22 protein-coding genes are annotated in these 17,861 nt (G+C 40.5%); 1 reads left to right on the top strand and 21 read right to left on the bottom strand.

Annotated features, from left to right (window positions below; all coding sequences use genetic code 11):
- Window positions 1-20: 20 nt before the first annotated feature.
- Window positions 21-1,202, bottom strand: coding sequence for an iron-containing alcohol dehydrogenase (locus BVI01S_RS00115; protein ID WP_061808740.1), 1,182 nt, complete (start codon window positions 1,200-1,202; stop codon window positions 21-23).
- A 14-nt stretch (window positions 1,203-1,216) separates the two neighbouring features.
- Complete coding sequence (gene ahlS / locus BVI01S_RS00110; RefSeq protein WP_061808739.1) at window positions 1,217-2,062, bottom strand: AhlS family quorum-quenching N-acyl homoserine lactonase; 846 nt, start codon at window positions 2,060-2,062, stop codon at window positions 1,217-1,219.
- Between the two features lie 291 nt (window positions 2,063-2,353).
- Between ahlS and BVI01S_RS00105 the strand changes: the two genes are divergently transcribed.
- Window positions 2,354-4,054, top strand: a complete 1,701-nt coding sequence (locus BVI01S_RS00105; RefSeq protein WP_244886813.1) for a sigma 54-interacting transcriptional regulator — start codon at window positions 2,354-2,356, stop codon at window positions 4,052-4,054.
- 43 nt (window positions 4,055-4,097) lie between these two features.
- Here the strand turns inward: BVI01S_RS00105 and BVI01S_RS00100 are convergent, their stop codons facing one another.
- From BVI01S_RS00100 to BVI01S_RS00005, 19 genes are all read right to left on the bottom strand, one after another.
- Window positions 4,098-5,780: a hypothetical protein gene (locus BVI01S_RS00100; protein WP_061808737.1), complete on the bottom strand. Its 1,683-nt coding sequence runs from the start codon at window positions 5,778-5,780 to the stop codon at window positions 4,098-4,100.
- Between the two features lie 189 nt (window positions 5,781-5,969).
- Window positions 5,970-6,293 carry a hypothetical protein gene (locus BVI01S_RS00095; RefSeq protein WP_061808736.1) on the bottom strand — a complete coding sequence of 108 codons (324 nt, stop codon included), beginning with the start codon at window positions 6,291-6,293 and terminating at the stop codon, window positions 5,970-5,972.
- Between the two features lie 436 nt (window positions 6,294-6,729).
- A complete protein-coding gene (locus BVI01S_RS22820; RefSeq protein WP_244886812.1) occupies window positions 6,730-6,867 on the bottom strand; it encodes an SMI1/KNR4 family protein in 138 nt (45 codons plus the stop codon).
- Between the two features lie 126 nt (window positions 6,868-6,993).
- Window positions 6,994-7,536: a T6SS immunity protein Tdi1 domain-containing protein gene (locus BVI01S_RS00085; RefSeq protein ID WP_061808735.1), complete on the bottom strand. Its 543-nt coding sequence runs from the start codon at window positions 7,534-7,536 to the stop codon at window positions 6,994-6,996.
- Window positions 7,537-7,656: 120 nt separating this feature from the next.
- Window positions 7,657-8,106 (bottom strand): SMI1/KNR4 family protein, encoded by a 450-nt coding sequence (locus tag BVI01S_RS00080; RefSeq protein WP_061808890.1) that lies wholly within the window; start codon window positions 8,104-8,106, stop codon window positions 7,657-7,659.
- A 46-nt stretch (window positions 8,107-8,152) separates the two neighbouring features.
- The gene (locus tag BVI01S_RS00075; RefSeq protein WP_061808734.1) at window positions 8,153-8,620 is read right to left on the bottom strand and encodes a DUF6985 domain-containing protein; all 468 of its coding nucleotides are present in this window, start codon (window positions 8,618-8,620) and stop codon (window positions 8,153-8,155) included.
- A 132-nt stretch (window positions 8,621-8,752) separates the two neighbouring features.
- Window positions 8,753-9,181 (bottom strand): SMI1/KNR4 family protein, encoded by a 429-nt coding sequence (locus BVI01S_RS00070; RefSeq protein WP_244886811.1) that lies wholly within the window; start codon window positions 9,179-9,181, stop codon window positions 8,753-8,755.
- Window positions 9,165-9,653: an immunity protein YezG family protein gene (locus tag BVI01S_RS00065; RefSeq protein ID WP_061808732.1), complete on the bottom strand. Its 489-nt coding sequence runs from the start codon at window positions 9,651-9,653 to the stop codon at window positions 9,165-9,167. The genes BVI01S_RS00070 and BVI01S_RS00065 overlap by 17 nt, the downstream gene beginning before the upstream one ends.
- Window positions 9,654-9,779: 126 nt before the next feature.
- A complete protein-coding gene (locus BVI01S_RS00060) occupies window positions 9,780-10,319 on the bottom strand; it encodes a T6SS immunity protein Tdi1 domain-containing protein (protein ID WP_061808731.1) in 540 nt (179 codons plus the stop codon).
- A 77-nt stretch (window positions 10,320-10,396) separates the two neighbouring features.
- Window positions 10,397-10,891, bottom strand: a complete 495-nt coding sequence (locus BVI01S_RS00055) for a hypothetical protein (protein ID WP_061808730.1) — start codon at window positions 10,889-10,891, stop codon at window positions 10,397-10,399.
- 47 nt (window positions 10,892-10,938) lie between these two features.
- A complete protein-coding gene (locus BVI01S_RS00050; RefSeq protein WP_061808729.1) occupies window positions 10,939-11,421 on the bottom strand; it encodes an antitoxin YezG family protein in 483 nt (160 codons plus the stop codon).
- 158 nt (window positions 11,422-11,579) lie between these two features.
- Window positions 11,580-11,789 (bottom strand): hypothetical protein, encoded by a 210-nt coding sequence (locus BVI01S_RS00045; protein ID WP_061808728.1) that lies wholly within the window; start codon window positions 11,787-11,789, stop codon window positions 11,580-11,582.
- 275 nt (window positions 11,790-12,064) lie between these two features.
- Complete coding sequence (locus BVI01S_RS00040; protein WP_061808727.1) at window positions 12,065-12,502, bottom strand: SMI1/KNR4 family protein; 438 nt, start codon at window positions 12,500-12,502, stop codon at window positions 12,065-12,067.
- Between the two features lie 6 nt (window positions 12,503-12,508).
- The gene (locus BVI01S_RS00035) at window positions 12,509-14,326 is read right to left on the bottom strand and encodes a ribonuclease YeeF family protein (RefSeq protein ID WP_061808726.1); all 1,818 of its coding nucleotides are present in this window, start codon (window positions 14,324-14,326) and stop codon (window positions 12,509-12,511) included.
- Between the two features lie 12 nt (window positions 14,327-14,338).
- On the bottom strand, window positions 14,339-14,620 hold the full coding sequence (locus BVI01S_RS00030) for a YwqI/YxiC family protein (protein WP_061808725.1): 282 nt from the start codon (window positions 14,618-14,620) through the stop codon (window positions 14,339-14,341).
- A 559-nt stretch (window positions 14,621-15,179) separates the two neighbouring features.
- Window positions 15,180-15,671: an LURP-one-related/scramblase family protein gene (locus BVI01S_RS00020; RefSeq protein WP_061808724.1), complete on the bottom strand. Its 492-nt coding sequence runs from the start codon at window positions 15,669-15,671 to the stop codon at window positions 15,180-15,182.
- A gap of 128 nt (window positions 15,672-15,799) precedes the next feature.
- Window positions 15,800-16,849: a thermonuclease family protein gene (locus tag BVI01S_RS00015; RefSeq protein ID WP_061808723.1), complete on the bottom strand. Its 1,050-nt coding sequence runs from the start codon at window positions 16,847-16,849 to the stop codon at window positions 15,800-15,802.
- Between the two features lie 289 nt (window positions 16,850-17,138).
- Entirely contained in the window at window positions 17,139-17,411 is a 273-nt protein-coding gene (locus BVI01S_RS00010; RefSeq protein ID WP_034761666.1) for a hypothetical protein, read from the bottom strand.
- A 52-nt stretch (window positions 17,412-17,463) separates the two neighbouring features.
- Window positions 17,464-17,733, bottom strand: coding sequence for a DUF3949 domain-containing protein (locus BVI01S_RS00005; protein ID WP_034761663.1), 270 nt, complete (start codon window positions 17,731-17,733; stop codon window positions 17,464-17,466).
- Between the last annotated feature and the right edge of the window lie 128 nt (window positions 17,734-17,861).

Raw genomic sequence — 17,861 nt, 5'->3', positions numbered from 1 at the left:
TGGGGATGTCTATATAAAGGCTATTCCGCCTCCACAATCCTGCCTTCAAAAGCAGATCTGTATATTTTCCTTATATCCTCTTCCCCTAAAGGCAATGGACTTCTGGCCAGCAGCCTCTTTTGCTTCACTCCGTCTTGTGTCAGGCTTTCTAAAGCTGATTCAGGAATATTAAATTCCGATAGTGACTGGGGAATGCCGACATCCTTTACAAGTCTCACCAGTTCCTCTACACAATGGTAGGAAGCTTGGTCATCCGATAAGTAGGCCGAGTTTCCTCCAAGAGCATTAAGTATGTCCGCCATGCGCGTTGTACAGCTTTTTCGAATATACCCCATGACGTAGGGCAGAAGGACTGCATTGGATTCTCCATGAGAGATATGGAATTGCCCGCCAAGGGGATAGGCCAGTGCATGCACCCCTGCTACTCCGGCATTAAAGAAGGCAAGGCCGGCGATATAGCTGCCATTACTCATATCGATACGGGCTTGTTTATTTTCCCCTTCCTTCACGGCCGTTCTGATTGAACGGGCAATCAGTCTGATCGCTTGAAGGGCAAGGCCATCCGATGTCGGGCTTGCATTGACGGACAGGTACGCCTCTACCGCATGGATGAGGGCGTCGATTCCAGTTGCCGCCGTTACCTTCGGTGGGACCGAGACCGTTAATTCGGGATCGACTATTGCTACATCCGCCAGCAGATGATCGTGGGTGACGACATCCTTGGTTGATTCTAATGAGAGGACGGAGATATTGGTCACCTCTGACCCTGTACCAGAGGTGGTGGGGATCAAGATTTTAGGCAGGCCTTTGTGTTCTATGTGTTTAGATCCTGATAAATTCAGATAGTCTGCAACCGGACCTTCATGTGAAGCGAGCACTGCTGCAAGCTTCGCAAGATCCATCGCACTTCCTCCCCCTACGCCGATCACCAGTTCAAATTTCCCTTCTCTGGTGAATGTTACGAGCTTCTCCCCTGTTTCGAGAGGAGGCTCTGGCACTACCTCTGTGTACAGCGTAACATCGAATCCGTTCTCTTCCAGAGGGTCTGTTACTCGTTTGGCGAGACCAATGTCCGCCAATAAAGGATCTGTCACGACGAGGATTTTCGTGGGGGCATACTTTTTCACTTCAGGCACTAGCTGCTCTAATGAACCCCACCCTGTATAACTTAAAGGAGCGAAAACCAATTTTGAAACACTCATCTGTGTGCCTCCTTTTATTCGTAATATCCTTCAGTGGATTTGCGGAATTGTTTGAATTGCTCTGAATCATGGCCGAACCACACATCTGAATTGGTTTCTCTCGCAATTCTCCTGATCTTTTCGACAGCATTCGAGTATCCTACTGAATCATAGAGGATTCCAGGCGGTTTGATAGGAGGTCCGAAGCTTTCTGCCGTGTAGATAGCATCAGAGGCAAGGATGATCCCACCCGTTTCCGGCATATCAATATGGAGGCCGAGCATTCCCCACGCATGTCCGCTGCCGAAATTCAATAGCTTGATTCCTTCCGCAAGCTGAAGGTTATCTTCTGTACGTTTAATGGTCTGCCATTGAAGATTGTTTTTGATCCATGCATCAATATCCGCCCATACATAAGCCCCTTCCTTTTGATTTCGCGCATATGTCTGAAGGGTTCCGTTCAACTCATCTTCATGGACAATGATTTTGGCATTGGTGAACATTTCCAAGCATCCGGCGTGATCCAGGTGAAGATGAGAAGCGACTACATATTTAATTTCTTCCGGTCTGACATTCAACTGCTCCAATCGGTTATGAAGATAACACTCCTCGCTCATAGAGATCGGGAACATTTGCTGCGTTGCTTCTCCCCATCTTCCCTCAGCTCCCATTGAGTTTGGATTACAAGCTGTGTCAAAGAGGATTTTCCCTTCTGGATGATCGATTAATACCGTGTAGACAGGAAATTCAACGAATTCGGTCTGAGCATTTGGGTTACTGCTCGTGGCGGGGTTATGCATGGCAATCATCCAGTTCTTGTCCATTTTCATTCTTCCATTATCCATTACATATAGCTTGGGTTTTGGTGTGATAATCTTCATTCTTTCTCCTCCTTAAATGGTGGCTTTAATCAGGACCTCTCTTTTCCCAGTGCAGTCTTTGGTTTATGGGCAATTCCTACCCTCCTTTACTTCAATCCATGCAAGATTTGTACCAACTATCTAAATATTGAAATAACCATATTTATAAATTGAAGTTTCTTGCTGGTGGTGATAAAATTCACCAAAAGACATCTTTATACATTTATGTAAACGTTTTCTACACTGGTGACATCTTTCACCAGATGGTGACAAATATCAACGGAAATGGTGGGATGATTTTTGCAGGAGGTCATGTTGGATATAGGTCTGTTTACGAGCACTTTTCACTCCATGACCAATGGTGTGATTGTAATTGACCGGGAGCGAAGAATATTATTCATGAATCATGCAGCAAGCAATCTATTATGTAATGGAAATAAAGACTATACAGGTCAGGATATCAGAAACTTCATCCCTAATTCTGAACTGCATAAAGTGTTGGAAACAGAGCAGAGTTCAATTGGTGTAAAAATGGGTATTGCAGGCGTGCAGTACATGGTGAACCGGACACCATTGTACCAGGACGGAACGTTGATGGGTGCAGTCGGTGTTCTTCAGGAGATCTCACAAATGGAACATTACCGGCTTCTTCTAAATCAGATGGAGCAGGTCATCGAATCTTCTGCCGACGGCATTTATGTAGTGGATAAGAACGGTCTCACTTTATTCGTCAATTCCGCCTATGAAGACATTACCGGCTTTAAGCGAGATGAACTGATTGGCCATCATATGGCCGATTTAATGGAAGGGGGCTATTTTGACCAATCTGTTTCCCTATTAGTTCTGGAAGAAGAAAAGCCATTGTCCATCATCCAAAAAATCGAAAATAAAAAAGACGTCATCGTAACAGGAAATCCGGTGATGAATGACTCCGGAACTATTGAAATGGTTGTCACAAGCGTCAGGGATATTACACAGTTAACTCAAATGAGCAACGAATTGAAAAAGGCCAAAAGCTTCTCCAAGATGAATCAGAATCGATTCACCTACACCGGGGAAGGCAGCCAAGATAACATCATCTTCGAAAGCATTCAAATGAAGGAAATCATTCATAAAATTAAGCAAGTCGCCCCCTTTCCCACCAGCATCCTCCTGCTGGGTCCTACCGGTGCAGGAAAAGAAGTCCTCGCCAATCTAGTCCATGATTACAGCAACAGAAAAGATAAACCATTTATTAAAGTAAACTGCGGGGCCATCCCCGAGCATTTGCTCGAATCAGAATTATTCGGTTATGAAAAGGGGGCATTTACTGGAGCACATTCGGCTGGGAAAATCGGGTTACTGGAACTCGCTGACAATGGCACTGTTCTACTGGACGAAATCAGTGAACTTCCCCTTTCCCTTCAAGTGAAGCTACTCCGTGTGATACAAGAAAAACAGATTCAGAGAATCGGAAGCAGCAAAGTAAAACAATTGGATATCCGCATCATCTCCGCTACCAATAAAGATTTAAAAGAGTTAGTGGACCAGGGCACCTTTCGGGACGATTTATACTACCGATTGCAGGTTGTAGAAGTCCACGTTCCCCCCTTGGTTGAAAGACCCGATGATATCGAAGTACTGGTGGACCACTTTTTCACTTCTTTTTGTAAATCCTATAACATCCAGAAAGAGATGTCCTCCGAAACTAGAGAAATGCTGAAGCGGTATAGTTGGCCAGGTAATGTCAGGGAACTCAAAAACCTGGTGGAAAGCATGATCGTGTCCGTTCCTTCCCTCATCATAGAAGTGGGAGACCTGCCGCCGCATATCCATAGGGAAACAAAGAATAAAGCAGTTTCCTTTGATTCAAGAGTAACCCTGAAACAAAAAGTCGAACAGTACGAAAAAAACTTGGTCAAAGATGCTCTTAAAAACCATGATTCTATCAGAATGACAGCTAAAACCCTGGGCATTGACCACTCTACATTAATTAAAAAGCTGAAAAGGTGGGGTATTCCCTCTTCGAGATAGTTATTCTTTCCAACAATATAAATGAGCCAAGGATCCCCTTGGCTCACTCCTCAATATAAGGCTGCTCCCTCAAATGCCCCGTCTGCTCCACCATCGCATAATAAAACTCACCATACTCCACCCAGCGCAATGGAACCTTCATCGTAAGAACATTCTCTTTGTTATACACACTAATTTGCTTCTTATCATACGTAACCTTCTTAATCTCTTGAAGATGAATAATCTCCTTTTTCTCATCCGTAACCTTCCTCAATTCCCTGCCCACAATGACGACGGTACTCCGCTTTTTCTTCCATAGTTCATAGAGGGTGAGGATCCCTCCAAGGAGAGTGAAGCCGATAGAGATGTAAACCTCCTCATCAATTCCGTTAATGAAGACCCTGATCCAGTGGGAAATCAGGATGGCATAGAAGAACCAGAGGCCTTTAGGTAGGCTTGGTGAGCTCTCGTAGTAGACGGTCTCTTCATTCTCACGTGCGTATTTTTCCCGTTTTTTCAGGAAATGCTGTTTGTGCTCCTCGATTGTTCTCTTCTCAATCTGCTCGAGGTCGGTATGGGTGCCTTCCCACATCTCCGCACTGTCATCCTCATCCTCAAGGCTATATCCACCCACCCAGGCAGCGAGCACGTCGTCCCCATGGGAGAAGCTCATCAGATAATAGCGCAGTGGCTGACCGTATGAATTCACGGTGTCGACGGAATCGACGACCTCGATGTTTTCCGGAAAGATATTGAGATCCTCTCCTTCTTCATCCTGCAAATGGACCAGATAGTTGAAGAGATGCGCCTTTGCAAGCACCGGCTGCTTCGGACTGACCGGGAAGAGATGCTCTTTATTATGTTCCGCGAGCCCCCAGTACATCATCTCGGCACTTTCGACATGGGTGGAAAGCGATTGGAGGATGTTCGGTTGAACCGGGATGTTCTTATTCATCGCAACCACTACCGCATTCGTGCTGATGCGTGGATCCTTGAACGAAACGGCCTCCTTCAGGAAACCTTCTGCCTCCTCGGAGTAATAGAAGTTCATCAACCCGATCAGCACATTGATACGGTACCTCAGCCGGAAGTACGACTCTTTCCACGATTGATACGCATAGTCGGACCGGTATTCCTTGTGATACTTCAAATACTCGTCCCGAAGCGTCGCATAATCAGCCAGCAGCACCGGAAGGATCCTCGCTCTCCTATACCCTGCCTCCACTCCCGACTCATTGATCGCCGTAATGAAGTCATAATAAATATACTTATAATAAGGGGATTCCAACTGATCGAAAGTCTTATCCACAATCCCCTTCAACAGCACCGGAAACTCACACAGCTCCTCCACCGGCAACACGACTTCCTCATGGGTAACCAACTGCACCGTCTTGTCATGAATCTCCTGAAAGATCCCCTCATCCTTCGTCAACAGCAGACACTCGAGCGCCCGCACCTTCGCATCCGGATCAAACCCGTCAAAGCGCAGCAGAATCTCATCAATGATCTCAGGCATCGGATAATCACACACAAACTCCACCAACCCAAGCGAAGGATTATCCCACACATCCACCCGCTCAGGAAACGATGTCGCCGCCTCCTTCATCATATCCTTCAACATCTCCACGCGGATCTTCAGATCATCATGCCCCTTCAACTCATACAACGTCCCAAGCGCCTCATACCGATTCCCCGGATCCTCGCTATGCAGCTGCTTTACCAAACTTCTCATCTTGATCTCGTTCATAGGTACCCCTTCTTAGTAAGAAAATTGATTATTTCTTTGTTATTTTATTATGAGGGAGGGGGGAGTACACGTGTCTTTGGAACTAGGTAAATAAAAATATTTTACAGTTAGAATTGTCTCCTTTTAACCTAAAAAAGCATGAGATTCGTCCCCACGCTTCTTCTAATCAAATATACCAACATAGCTATATTAATCATCAAACATCTGTTCATCAACTTCTTCCAGATACCTTTCCGTATCTAAATGAGATTCTATTACAATATCTAGAAACTCAATACTCACCTTTCTATCTTCTTCAAATACGTGAACTTTAGCACCAGCTTTTGATAATAAACGTACTATTTTTTTCATTTCTAACAATTCATCAATATCTATTAAGTTATACGATAAAATATAATCACTATTAAGTAATTCTTTTAGTTCAGATAAACTCTTATTAGTATTTTTTCTTAGAATAGTAATGTATTTGACCTCATGAGTATCTTTTTCTATCTGTATATTTATTTTTGCCATTAAAATCACTCCCTTCATGAAACCAAATAAAATACTCAAGGGGTACTTCTCTGCGTCACCATATATCGTTGTCACCTGGATCCTAGTCCAATAACTAACATTATTGAACTTCAGAAATAAATTCCGAAAATGTATTAGTTATAAAATAGGTTACAGGATCTAATTCAGCTGACTCTTCATGACTCTATACCACGACGCTTGGATTTTTTCTGTTCTCCCTATAATCCAAACATACAAAGTCAGTCACCTGCAAATAAAACCGCAATCGGAATCATATCTGCACCTATAAGATCTTCATCATCTGTAAGTCTATCTTCAAGCTGTGTTAATGTAACACTTATCTCATACATTCCTAAATCACTTTCACTTGGAGTCGTTAAAAAGCAGAGAAATCGATCAATTGCATACTCATGTTTATTACAATTAAATGTACCATCTATTGGTTTACCACCATTATTTTTTTCATAAAATCTACAAAGTCTTTAGGTAATTCTACACGCCAAAACTTTTCCTTCCTAGCAAATAATTCATCTGTCGGTAAAGGTAGTGCTAAGGTTGATTTATCAATAACCATATACAGTCCTCCTAGTGCCCATACCTGTCGTTTTTCATCTATTAAAGCATACTTACAACTTCCAAATAAAACTCCTGTCGCCTTAAACCAAGCAAATGTTTTGTTAAACTAAATTAGAATATACGATTACTGAACTGGCCCCATAAATTCAGTAATAATAAAAATATGTTCTTTAAGTTTTACTTTTTTTAAGTTCTCGACTTTTTCTTCTCCACCTAAACCTAGAAGGGGTGTATAACCGAAGCAATCTTCATAAGATAGTTCTCCATAGTTTTCAACAGCTTCGGGAAATGGTTTCCACTTCATATACTCATCTCGAAACTTTTCTGATTCTAGACTTCTGAAAAAATGTAAAAAATTCGGCATAACTGTTTTAATGACTCCATATCTAAAATGAAGCAATCTTACATAACCATCCGCCCATAAAACTAAATCTCCCATTCCAGTAGCGAACAGCACGACAGAATCCGTATATCTTTGGCTACCCTCTTTTAAAATATCAACGTACTCTTCTGGATTAACACTTTTTAAGTAACCTTGCATAAAAGTTCCAAATCCATACTCCTGCCACAAATCTATTATTTCTTTTGGAACAAAATCTTTATATTTTTCTATTACCACGCCAGGAACTTTACTTGTTATCTTAAAATCATTTAATGTTTTTTCCATTAAATAAACCTCCTTAACGTGTGAATTGGCCAAAAACATTCATCTTATATACTTTTACTGTCATCGTTTTTATGAAAGCTTTTTCTAACCAATACAGGAATGTTACCTATGCTGCCCTGCCTAAAAGCCTTCCTCCCATGCATCTTTAGCATCTAATAATCTATTCGATAAAAATTCATAAAAATGATCAGCGGTGTTGTAGTCATCAAGTCCGCCATTCCGATTCCAAGCTATGACTGGACACTCACCATTTTCCATATTGGCTACATTTAAACAATATGCATACTCATCAATGCTTTCAATGACGATTAAATCTTCACTCATTCCCAGATCCTGATACCTTTTCGTTTCAATCACAACAGTAGGAGTATAAGATTTGGCAACTCCTAAAATATTCACACCATATAATCCACCAGAACCAAAGTTAGTTAAAAACCACTTATAACTTTCTGGCAGTTTTAACTTTAAGATATCTTGTACATGATCGATCTGTCTTTCCTCTACTCCTCCTGTGAAATCATCAGGCTCCATATGATCTTGAATAAAATGGGTTAATTCCTGTTTATTTATTTTGAATGCCTCCTTTCGGTTCAGGGTGATATATGGTGTCATTCCTTTAGATGGCAACCTCCTGGTAACCAACTTCTGTTACCTTTTCATTTAACAAACGCAGTCCTACTCCATTTTCGATATCCCACGTACAGGTAAATGTGATACCAATATGCCTTTCTGCAGAAATATCTGCGTACGGAACAACAATTCCGTCCAATCTCACCATTTCAAGTAGTTGAGCAGCTTTCTCAACTTCAGGATAATCTTCATTTACTAGCAAATTAAAACCCATGTCTCTTCTCTTTTGTACGTAATAGCTTGCTATGGAATGTAAGATATCGGTTTGTATATCAGACCAACTTGTCAATAACGATTGGTATGCTTTGTATTGCCCCTCCTCAAACTGACCATCCTCTTCACCATCTATCAAAAGGTCTATTTCAGTTTTAATCCCAAAGAAATCTAACGTGATGACTCTCGACCAACCAAAATCATAGTCAAGTTCTCCGAAAATTGCGTTTTTTATCGTCATGCTTTAATCTCCTTATTTTGCATATTGGCAAAGGCTCCAAGTTCAAAACATCTGTATTTGTTCCGTTCCGATGCTTATGATCGAAATAAAAAGAAGCACGAGATCAATGGCCATTATTTTTGGTGAAAATACTTAATCTAAATTATCTATCGCCTCTGAAAAACTATCTTCCGCATATTCATCAAACGAATTATATCGTTTTATCTCCTTTTTCCATACAGCATCCCATCGAACAACCACATGATCCTCTTCCGTATTTAAGCAATAGACAAACTCATCTGCATGTTCCAATACCACATATTTAGTCGGTAATCCTAACTTTCTGTAACGCACTGTATGTTCAACAACCGATGCATATTCCGGTCCTTCCACACCATGGATTTCAACTCCACCTATACCTCCAGATCCATACATTCTGACAAACTCCTTATATTCCTGAGGGAAGCTCAATTCTAATGCTATCTCTGCATTCATAATATCATTCTCAGAAATGCTCCCTGTAAAGTCTCCTTCTTCAACATATTCATTAATCATTTTTAATAGATTATGATCCAACTCCATCACCCCCCTCAAATTTCTGCATTCTCTTCACCAAATCTAAATCTACCTCTTCATTCTTTAAGTACTTATACTCAAAGTATTCTATTCTATCTGTCGGACCAAACTTGCTTTCATGCCAATTTGTATAATCAAAATGCACATTTAACTTACCCGCATCATTGACTAATAGAGTGACTGAAAACCAAGGTTCTTGGTTGTTTTCAATAAAGATTTTTTGAAGCTCAACAGATAATTCAAATAATCGATTCAATTCCTTGTTGTACACCTTCTTATCCACACTGTATAACTCCGGAATTTCATGCGAATAAATCTGGTGCTTTTCATCTTTAGGAATAAAAAAGAAGAAGACCCCTCCTGATTCATCTGTCACTTCTCCATTAAAACTAAAACTCTCCCATTCTGTTGGGATCATATCAGTAATTTGCTGAGCAATTTTTGTGTATAAACGATTTAGTTCTAATTCAAAACTCATGAATTGTAACCTCCTGGATTAAATGCCACCATTGGAAATTCGCATGGGTTATTTATCGATATCATTACAACGATCTAGGCTGCTGAAAGAAAAGCATGTGTTTTAGCAGTTCAACAATTTCAAGCATTACTGAACCAGTCCCATAAACTCAGTAATAACAAGAATATGTTCCTTCAACTTCACTTTGATTAAGTTTTCTACCTTTTCATTTCCACCTAACCCTAGTAAAGGAGTGTATCCAAAACACTCATCATAGTCAGGGGCACTGTATGTTCTAATTGCATCGGGATAAGGCTGCCACATTAATTCATCGTTCATAAAGTCTGGATCTTTTAAGTCATCAAAAAAGAATTCAAACCCGGATGAAACCACCCTAACATATCCTTTTCGATAGTTTATTAACTTTACATACTTCCCTTTTTCCCATACGATCAGATCCCCCATTGCTGTTGCAAAAATGGGAATCGCCTGCTCATACCTCGAATAGCTTCTCTTTAAAATCCCTAAATAATCAACTGGATTAATCACCTTTATAAAACCATCTGCGAAAGTGCCATAACCATACCTTATCCATGTTTCGATTAATTCTTGAGGAAGTTTATTTTTGTATTGGAAAATAACATCTTCATCAACGGGTTTATTTTTTATAAAATCTCTAAAAGTAATTACCTCCCAAATTCTACTTGAATCATTTTTAATTTTCAGTTTTTATCATTCGCACCATCTCATTACTATCTCTCCACCTATACTTCACCATATCTATTCCAAATCATTCCTTTACTGACCTCTTCAAACCATAAATCGAAGATATCATCCGGCAAAAGTACTTCATCATTTGAATAAACGCAATCATATCTATATTTCCCTTTTAAATCACCATTCTTTACATTATAGTGTAATTTTATCTCTGTAGGCATTTCCCTTCCATATTCTTTACAGATTTCATGAAGTCTCCTAACATTTTCTATTCCAATATCTAAGACCGCTTCTTGCCTATGTGTAGAAGTATCAATCATCACTTTCTCACCTGTCGAACTTCCGCTATTCACCGCTTCATTTACATGATGCTTATGTACCAGATGATTATTTATCTTGAAAAACACGTCAAACGCATACATTTCCGGCTCGTATGAACAGTAAATATAAATATCATCTGCTTCATTTTCGACATATTCTAAACAAACAGCCACCATATCTGCTTGAACTTCAGAAAAATAATCTTCAAACACTTTACCCAAGTCTCTCACCCCACGCTTTCGATATTCAAGGATTGTATCAATAGCCTTTAGGAAAGTTTTGATAAATTGTTTAGATACTTATCAATTAATGTTTTACTCTTTTCACATGTTGGTACCTCGCCTAAATATTTATATTTCCAAATGATCATCTGGTCACTAAAACTATACTCTGTATCAAACCAATTTGTATAATCATAATGTAACGTAAATTTCCCACTACTGTTTAAAGACATTGTAAAAGAATACCAAGCTTCTTGATCGTTATCTTTAAAAACTTTCCTAAGTTCCTTACTTAATTTATATAAGTGATCTTCTTTTTTCTCAAATTCATCTTCATCAATTTGATATTTGAAGGGAATTTCCAAGCTATATTTATATTGTTCATCTTCTAATGTATTATAAAAAAAATAAGTTCCTCCCCCGGTTTCAGATATTTGGGCATACAAGTAAAATTCATTCCAATCCTCTGGAATCATTTCATTAACTGTTTCAGCTAACTTTTTATACAATCTATCCATTTCTTTTTTCATTCTCAGCCTCCTGTTGTGGTTTCAAAGGTTTTACCTTTCCTTCTTTACCATCTATTCATGAGCAATTTCATCATAATCTGATTTGAATAGAGTCCTATCAAAATACGACTTTATATCTTTTTGAGCGCTGCCATCCATATCATACGATTGAAGTATAATTAACAATTGAAATACGCCTTCAGGAAATCCCAAAACGTTGGCCATGATTCCTTAAGTGCTCCTTGAAAGAGCAGTTCATCTCCCCCCTGAAAAGCAGCTGATGTGTCTACACCTAACCTGTCAATACTATCCCTCACTAGATTGCTATTATTCCTTGTATATATTTCTTCTCGTAATACTTCATTCAGTCTTTCAGGTAAAATACTCATATTTTTTTCCTCCTTAACACTGTTCCATGAAGCTATGACTTATTAGCCAAGATAATGAATCATAAAAAATACCTCCTGAATATTAATGACCACCCGAAGGTTTGCTCACTAATTATAAAGAAGGTATAGTGGTAAATATAATGTTACTGGTGGTACATTTCTCCGACCGTATTCATTTTCAATATTGATACAAAATCCAAATCTGATCCGTCCCCATCTATCCCCTAAAATAAAATTACATCTCATATCTTTGTCATTGCTGAGAACCTAGAGCATTATTCAACCATATCAATAAAATAATCGGCATCATCGTCAATTTTTCTTAAAAATTCCTCCAACGATGCAGCAATTTGTGTTTCAAAAAAATATACTGGTGATTGTTTAGAAGTATCTAAAGCAAGCGTTAAATATACACCCTCATTCACTTCAAAAAATACTAATTTATCTTCTTCCTCATAAATTCCGTCTAAATCTGGGTCAAACTCGTAAATACCTTCTCTCAATGTAATATCAACTATAGTATCAGGGTCCATTAATCTATTTATTGCATCCATATTGCTACCTTTAATAAAGCCATAACCTACTTCTAGATAAAATTCTCTAAGTTCATTAGGTAATCCAAATCCAAGTCGCTTTTCAGCATCTAACAGTTCTTTATTTTGTAGTTTAATAAATTTATGCTTCTCATTTTTAATAAAATCAAATGTAGCCATTAAAAGCTACCTCCTCGGAAATAACTTATTTGATGGAGAACCTTTTCCATGAATACCTGCCTGATGTTCATCAGGAAATTTAGCAGGATGTATATTCCACCATTCATGGGGACCCCCAAAATTATTTTCTATAATATGATGTGCATCATATGGTTGACCTATATCCCTTAATAATCTTCCTTTTCTATCGTAAATCTCCTCAGTATATCTTGGCCATACCTGTCCAGTCTCTTCTTCCCACTCATTAATCAATTTGTTTTTTAAACTATTAAATTTATTTCTATGTTTCAATGTTTCCAGTGGAGTCATTTTATTGTACACATTTTCCCTTAAAGTACTTTTTATATTATTTATTTGTGATTTATGAAGTTTTAATCCTGTTTTTGCTTCAACATCCCTAATATAATCTTTAGCCAAATCGTAATCAATTTTCACCTTGCCCTTAGTCTCAATCAGTCGATTCCTATCCTTCCCAGACACCACCACATGCCCATCCTCATTCACCAACACCTTCCCCATCTTGGAGAAAGCCTCAGACTGCGCAACCCTCGAAACCGGACCGGCAACCACCTTTTGATACGTCTTCTCCATCACCAATTTCACTTTCTTCGGATTTAAGACGTTTTTAGTTTTCCTGAACAGCTCTTGAAGATGTCCGGAAAAAGAGTTCAGTCCCAGTGCCCTTTTTCCGGTTCGGGAAGAAAGCAGCTGATGGGCGGTGTCCTCCACTTTTCCAAAGGTGCTTTTGACTCCGTTGTGGATGAAGGATTTGATTTTGGCTGTCGTCATGACGTTGTAGGGAATGTCGGTCTTGGAGCTCATTTTGCCGGCTTTGCCCATCTTGCCGACTTTGTCTACGCCTTTCGCTCCGAAAATGGATGCGGCGATATAGGTTCCCGCGTAGGAAAAGTATCTCGCCCGGCTACGCACATCTCCGTTGACGACTTCTTCTTCAAAGGATTGTTTCAGGTCCTTCCATATGTACTTCGCCGTGTCGATAGGGTGAAGGACGGTATGAATGATGCCTTTGAAGAATCCGATGGGATCGGTGAACAGGGCGATGAGCGTGTCGACGAGATCGCTGACGATATCGACAATCGCAAACAGGGCTCCTTCGACGGTTCCAAGAAACTCGGATACTTTATTTTTGGCCATGACCGATGTAAACTCGGATAGTTTGGATAAAAACGATGAGTCTTCCTGATGAGCCTTCTTCTCTATTATACCAAGCTTTCCTTTTTGAAAAACAGTTTGGAGCCGAGCGATTTGCTGCGTCATCGTGTGGACCTGTTCTTCGAGGGGCGCAAGGGAAGCCGTTTGAGTATGGTCGAACTCATACAGCTTTCGGAGGCTGTGTTCTTTTTCCTCCTGGGCATGGGTCACCTGCTGTAAAAACGACCAGTCCTGGATTCTTGGCACTGATACGATGTCTGAAACACTTCTGATGGTAGCATTGGCTTCACCTGTCAATTCCACCGTTGTCCGCCGTGCCCGGTGAAGACCTTCTTCTACTTCGTTGTCCAGAAAGCTCTGCCTTATGAACCCGTCAGGCGATGGCTCTACGTGATCAAGGGCCTCCTTCATCTGCCGGATGACGGATTGATAGTCGGATAAAAACAACTGGTACTGTTCCAGCATGGGAAGGTGCTGACTCCGGTAGAAATCCCGGATCGCATTCCCGCCCTCCCCCTTAAACGCCTCATCCAGATTGACCACGTCCTGAACGGCTCTTTCAATCTGTTCTACCTGATCTTTCTGGGAGGACAGGGTTTCCTCTATCTCCTTTATTCCATGTTGAAAGCCGTCAACATCAAGTATTTTCATAGAGTGCCTCCCTTACCGGCTCAAGGTCATGGTAGAAGAAAGAGTACGATCGGTTTCTTCCATGCCTTCTACAGATAGTTGCGTGGCCGCCTGGTTTTCCATCAGAAGCTGTTGATAGCCCTCCAGCATCTTCTGGCATTGTTCATTGAGTTCATTCAGCTTGTTGATGACCTCGAGTTCATTGGCCCCGCCAATCTGCATTGGGTAAGCTGTATTCCAAGCGTCAATCGTTTGACGAAGCTTGGAGAGTGCCCGCTCCGTCTCGTTATACTGAATCTTGATTTCAGTGTGCATATGATCGGTCCTTTCTATATAAATCTATTTATTTTTCAATATCCTATAAAATTCCAATTCATAGAATATCGTACCATCGTTTCTGTGGTCATTCTATTATGAACCCAGGTTTTTCTAGAAATAGGAAAATACTCACAGTTCTTAAGTAACAAAGAAACAATGAGATACCTTCTTTGGTAAAAAGAAGCATGAGAACCGTCCCCATGCTCTCCTATTTTAATGGATCATTATGGTACTAAACCAACGATTTGGTTTATACTGGGAACAGGCAAATGGTGTAGCAAGCATCATGCTTGTTCCTTGCTTCTATTAACAATCTTGAAAGGTGTGTCTGAAATGAAATACATAGTCGGCATGTATGTGGTTATGTCTATGATGATATGTGTGAATTTGATAAGTGGATATCTATTAAACGGAGAATATTGGGCGATCGCCTGCTGGGTGCTTACCGGGTTGTTTTTCTTTGGCACTTTATTTTTCATTAATGCTAGATATGTATTTTCGAAGAAGAAGGTTGAAGGTTAAAAGAAGCACGGGGACGGTTCCCGTGCTTCCTTCTTTAAAACGTTGCAGTATTATTTGCCTGATCCGCCTTCACACAATCAATCGCAATCACAAGCGCAAGAATAATGGTCTCCATTTCTTCCTCCAGAACTTGCACCCTGTAGCTGTCGCCCCAACTGAACCATTCCTTGCCCACTTCGCCTATCACTCTTCCCTGATTTAACACCTGAAAGTCCATATCCATCCAGTTTCCCTCTACTTCAATGCCTGCCGCATCTATGGAATACTTTGCCTTCAGAAAGGATAATTCCTTCTTGATTGTCACAACCTCTTCACCATTCACCTCAACAAAGAATGTCGGCAGAAAGCTCAACACCTTTTTCGTGATCAGGGCTACTTCATCCCGGTCTTGATTCATAATGGTGAATGTCTTCGGGACCTTCATAAAACTTCCCTCAACATAATAAACGTCCTTCTCGTCCTGGTCCTTTACGGTGAATTTTTCGCTCAGACTGAATACTTTCTGTTTGATGTAAAGTTGTTTCATATCAGTTCCCCCATTTTACGTCTTTTCTTTATATACGATTGAGATGGGGGGAAGTTCCAGTCATTCATCAACATTTTTGCAAATATAAAAAGCCATTCCCTCTCAAAAGGAATGGCCATACTCTCTCTTTATCTCTCACACGCCCAGTCATCCTTATCCCGATCATGCTTCGATGCATAAGCAGGATGATCAGATGGGACTCCATCTGGATAGACCTTTCTCAGTTCCGTACAGTTTTGATAATACTCTTGTCCTTGACCAGTTGCCGGTTCTTCCGTTGTGGCACTGGAACTGGATTTAGGTGTGGCGGCTGTCGTTGTTTTCTTTTCTTCCTTTGGATCCAGATCCCCTTTGGTGGTGCCATTTTCCCCGTAAGCCCAGAGGCCGGTTCCATTCTCCCTTGCTTCCCGGGCGAATTTTACGAAGTACTCGCTGTATTTCACATCTGGATTGTAGGTGGAAGGCTCTGCATATCCGTTTAATACGAGGTCGGCATTGAACATCTTCATCCTGATTTCTTCTTCGTCCATGTCATCCTTAGGAATCTCAAGCCAGATAAGACGCAGGGAACGATTGTACCGATCCGTCTCGGACACATCCTTTTGGAGCCAGACCGTTTTGCCTTCTAACTTTTCCGTCGTATAATTACTCGCTTCTTTTCCGTATTCTTCTGTTCTAGTAGTGGACTCAGGGGTGTTAACTCCGATCAATCGTACTTTTCTTCCGTCCTTCAATTCGACTGTATCACCGTCTACCACTCGGGTAATTAGTACTTCTTCCATTCCGAATGTGTCGGCAAGCTCTTGCTGCTCTTTCTCCGCTTCTGCTTTTTCCTTTTCTTCAGCCAGTTTCTTTTCTTCTTCTTCCTTGGCTTTCTTCTCTTCAGACGCCTTCTTTTCTTCGTCTGCCTTCGCCTGTTGGTCGGCTTCATTCTCAGCATTCTCGCTAGCTGCTTTATCCACTTGATCTGATGGAGCTGCACAGCCTCCGGTGATGACCACTAGAATTCCGATCGTCATCAACCATCTTGGCTTCCTAAAGGAGGTCCTCTTTTGAAAAGTTTGGTATAAACCAAATCCCACGATCAATAATCCAACCCATGCTACAGGCGTTATTATGGCCATGCGCAAGGTGAAAATGATGGCCACGGCAGCCATTGTGACACGTAATCCGTTCATTCAAGCACCTCATTACATTATTTTGTCGTTCTCTATTCCCTCTGCCTAACCGCGTTACTCATAAAAGATTTGTACATTAATTGTATTACAAAATCCCTTATTTATCTGACAATCTCGTAATTTAGTGAAGATTTTTCTGCACAGAACTGGAAAAAGAGCAGAAGCCTCGCAGCCTCTGCTCTTACCGGAAGCATAGGGACGGTTCTCCTGCTTCCAACTCTCCAGAAAAAGAAGCTTGGAGATCGTTCCCCCATGCTTTCGATCTAGTAGTATATATAATCTTATTCTTTTATAAAAAATAGGCAGAAGATACATAAGCGACAACAATAGAAAGGCTTATGTATAAGGAAAACATTATAATCTTTTTATCCGTGATTTTTTTGATAGCTAGAGTTAATAATAGCAGGCATAGAAGGGCAGGGCCTGCAATATTCACATAATAGGCGAATTCAGTCTCATGTCCATATTTTATGAAGTAAAAGGCTTGAAACCCTGCCCAAAATAATAACAAACTACCTATTAGGTTTTCTACCATGCTTATTTTCTTCATTTTCCCTTTCATTGAAATACCTCCTTGATAGGTTAAGAAAGCCAAGGAAAAAGAATTCGTTTCCCTACTTCCGATCCCCACCGTGCCTCACCCTATACAAAATCGAAGCAAATAGATTAGCCAGAAAAAACAACGGGTTCCCCTGCATATTCCCATGAAGACTCAGTTCACCAGCATTCATATCATCATACATCTCTCCCTGTTTCTTTCCCTTCAATCGGTTTTTCTCCTCTTCAGCTTTTAAAGCGATCAAGAAGCGATATTGCATAGGTAAGATCAACAGGGAAATCAACACATATAAACCGAAAATACCTAGAAAGATATACAATTCCATTTTAACTGCCTCCTCAAGTCCACCTCTGTTTTTATTCCTTATATATGTATACGTTTAACTGAATTGGAAAGTTTCGTTTATGGAAGCACAGGGGGAGCACAGGGACGGTTCTCCCGCTTCCAACCCAC

The sequence above is a fragment of the Rossellomorea vietnamensis NBRC 101237 genome (genome assembly GCF_001591825.1).
GTDB lineage: Bacteria > Bacillota > Bacilli > Bacillales > Bacillaceae_B > Rossellomorea > Rossellomorea vietnamensis.
The sequence above is the reverse complement of the archived record's forward strand: the minus strand, read 5'-3'. Positions and strand labels throughout refer to the sequence as shown.

Bases quoted from the DNA above. Each gene is read 5' to 3' on its own strand.
- BVI01S_RS00115 (WP_061808740.1), bottom strand. From the start codon at position 1,202: ATGAGTGTTTCAAAATTGGTTTTCGCTCCTTTAAGTTATACAGGGTGG.
- ahlS (WP_061808739.1), bottom strand. From the start codon at position 2,062: ATGAAGATTATCACACCAAAACCCAAGCTATATGTAATGGATAATGGA.
- BVI01S_RS00105 (WP_244886813.1), top strand. From the start codon at position 2,354: ATGTTGGATATAGGTCTGTTTACGAGCACTTTTCACTCCATGACCAAT.
- BVI01S_RS00100 (WP_061808737.1), bottom strand. From the start codon at position 5,780: ATGAACGAGATCAAGATGAGAAGTTTGGTAAAGCAGCTGCATAGCGAG.
- BVI01S_RS00095 (WP_061808736.1), bottom strand. From the start codon at position 6,293: ATGGCAAAAATAAATATACAGATAGAAAAAGATACTCATGAGGTCAAA.
- BVI01S_RS22820 (WP_244886812.1), bottom strand. From the start codon at position 6,867: ATGGTTATTGATAAATCAACCTTAGCACTACCTTTACCGACAGATGAA.
- BVI01S_RS00085 (WP_061808735.1), bottom strand. From the start codon at position 7,536: ATGGAAAAAACATTAAATGATTTTAAGATAACAAGTAAAGTTCCTGGC.
- BVI01S_RS00075 (WP_061808734.1), bottom strand. From the start codon at position 8,620: ATGACGATAAAAAACGCAATTTTCGGAGAACTTGACTATGATTTTGGT.
- BVI01S_RS00070 (WP_244886811.1), bottom strand. From the start codon at position 9,181: ATGGAGTTGGATCATAATCTATTAAAAATGATTAATGAATATGTTGAA.
- BVI01S_RS00065 (WP_061808732.1), bottom strand. From the start codon at position 9,653: ATGAGTTTTGAATTAGAACTAAATCGTTTATACACAAAAATTGCTCAG.
- BVI01S_RS00050 (WP_061808729.1), bottom strand. From the start codon at position 11,421: ATGAAAAAAGAAATGGATAGATTGTATAAAAAGTTAGCTGAAACAGTT.
- BVI01S_RS00045 (WP_061808728.1), bottom strand. From the start codon at position 11,789: ATGAGTATTTTACCTGAAAGACTGAATGAAGTATTACGAGAAGAAATA.
- BVI01S_RS00040 (WP_061808727.1), bottom strand. From the start codon at position 12,502: ATGGCTACATTTGATTTTATTAAAAATGAGAAGCATAAATTTATTAAA.
- BVI01S_RS00035 (WP_061808726.1), bottom strand. From the start codon at position 14,326: ATGAAAATACTTGATGTTGACGGCTTTCAACATGGAATAAAGGAGATA.
- BVI01S_RS00030 (WP_061808725.1), bottom strand. From the start codon at position 14,620: ATGCACACTGAAATCAAGATTCAGTATAACGAGACGGAGCGGGCACTC.
- BVI01S_RS00020 (WP_061808724.1), bottom strand. From the start codon at position 15,671: ATGAAACAACTTTACATCAAACAGAAAGTATTCAGTCTGAGCGAAAAA.
- BVI01S_RS00015 (WP_061808723.1), bottom strand. From the start codon at position 16,849: ATGAACGGATTACGTGTCACAATGGCTGCCGTGGCCATCATTTTCACC.
- BVI01S_RS00010 (WP_034761666.1), bottom strand. From the start codon at position 17,411: ATGAAAGGGAAAATGAAGAAAATAAGCATGGTAGAAAACCTAATAGGT.
- BVI01S_RS00005 (WP_034761663.1), bottom strand. From the start codon at position 17,733: ATGGAATTGTATATCTTTCTAGGTATTTTCGGTTTATATGTGTTGATT.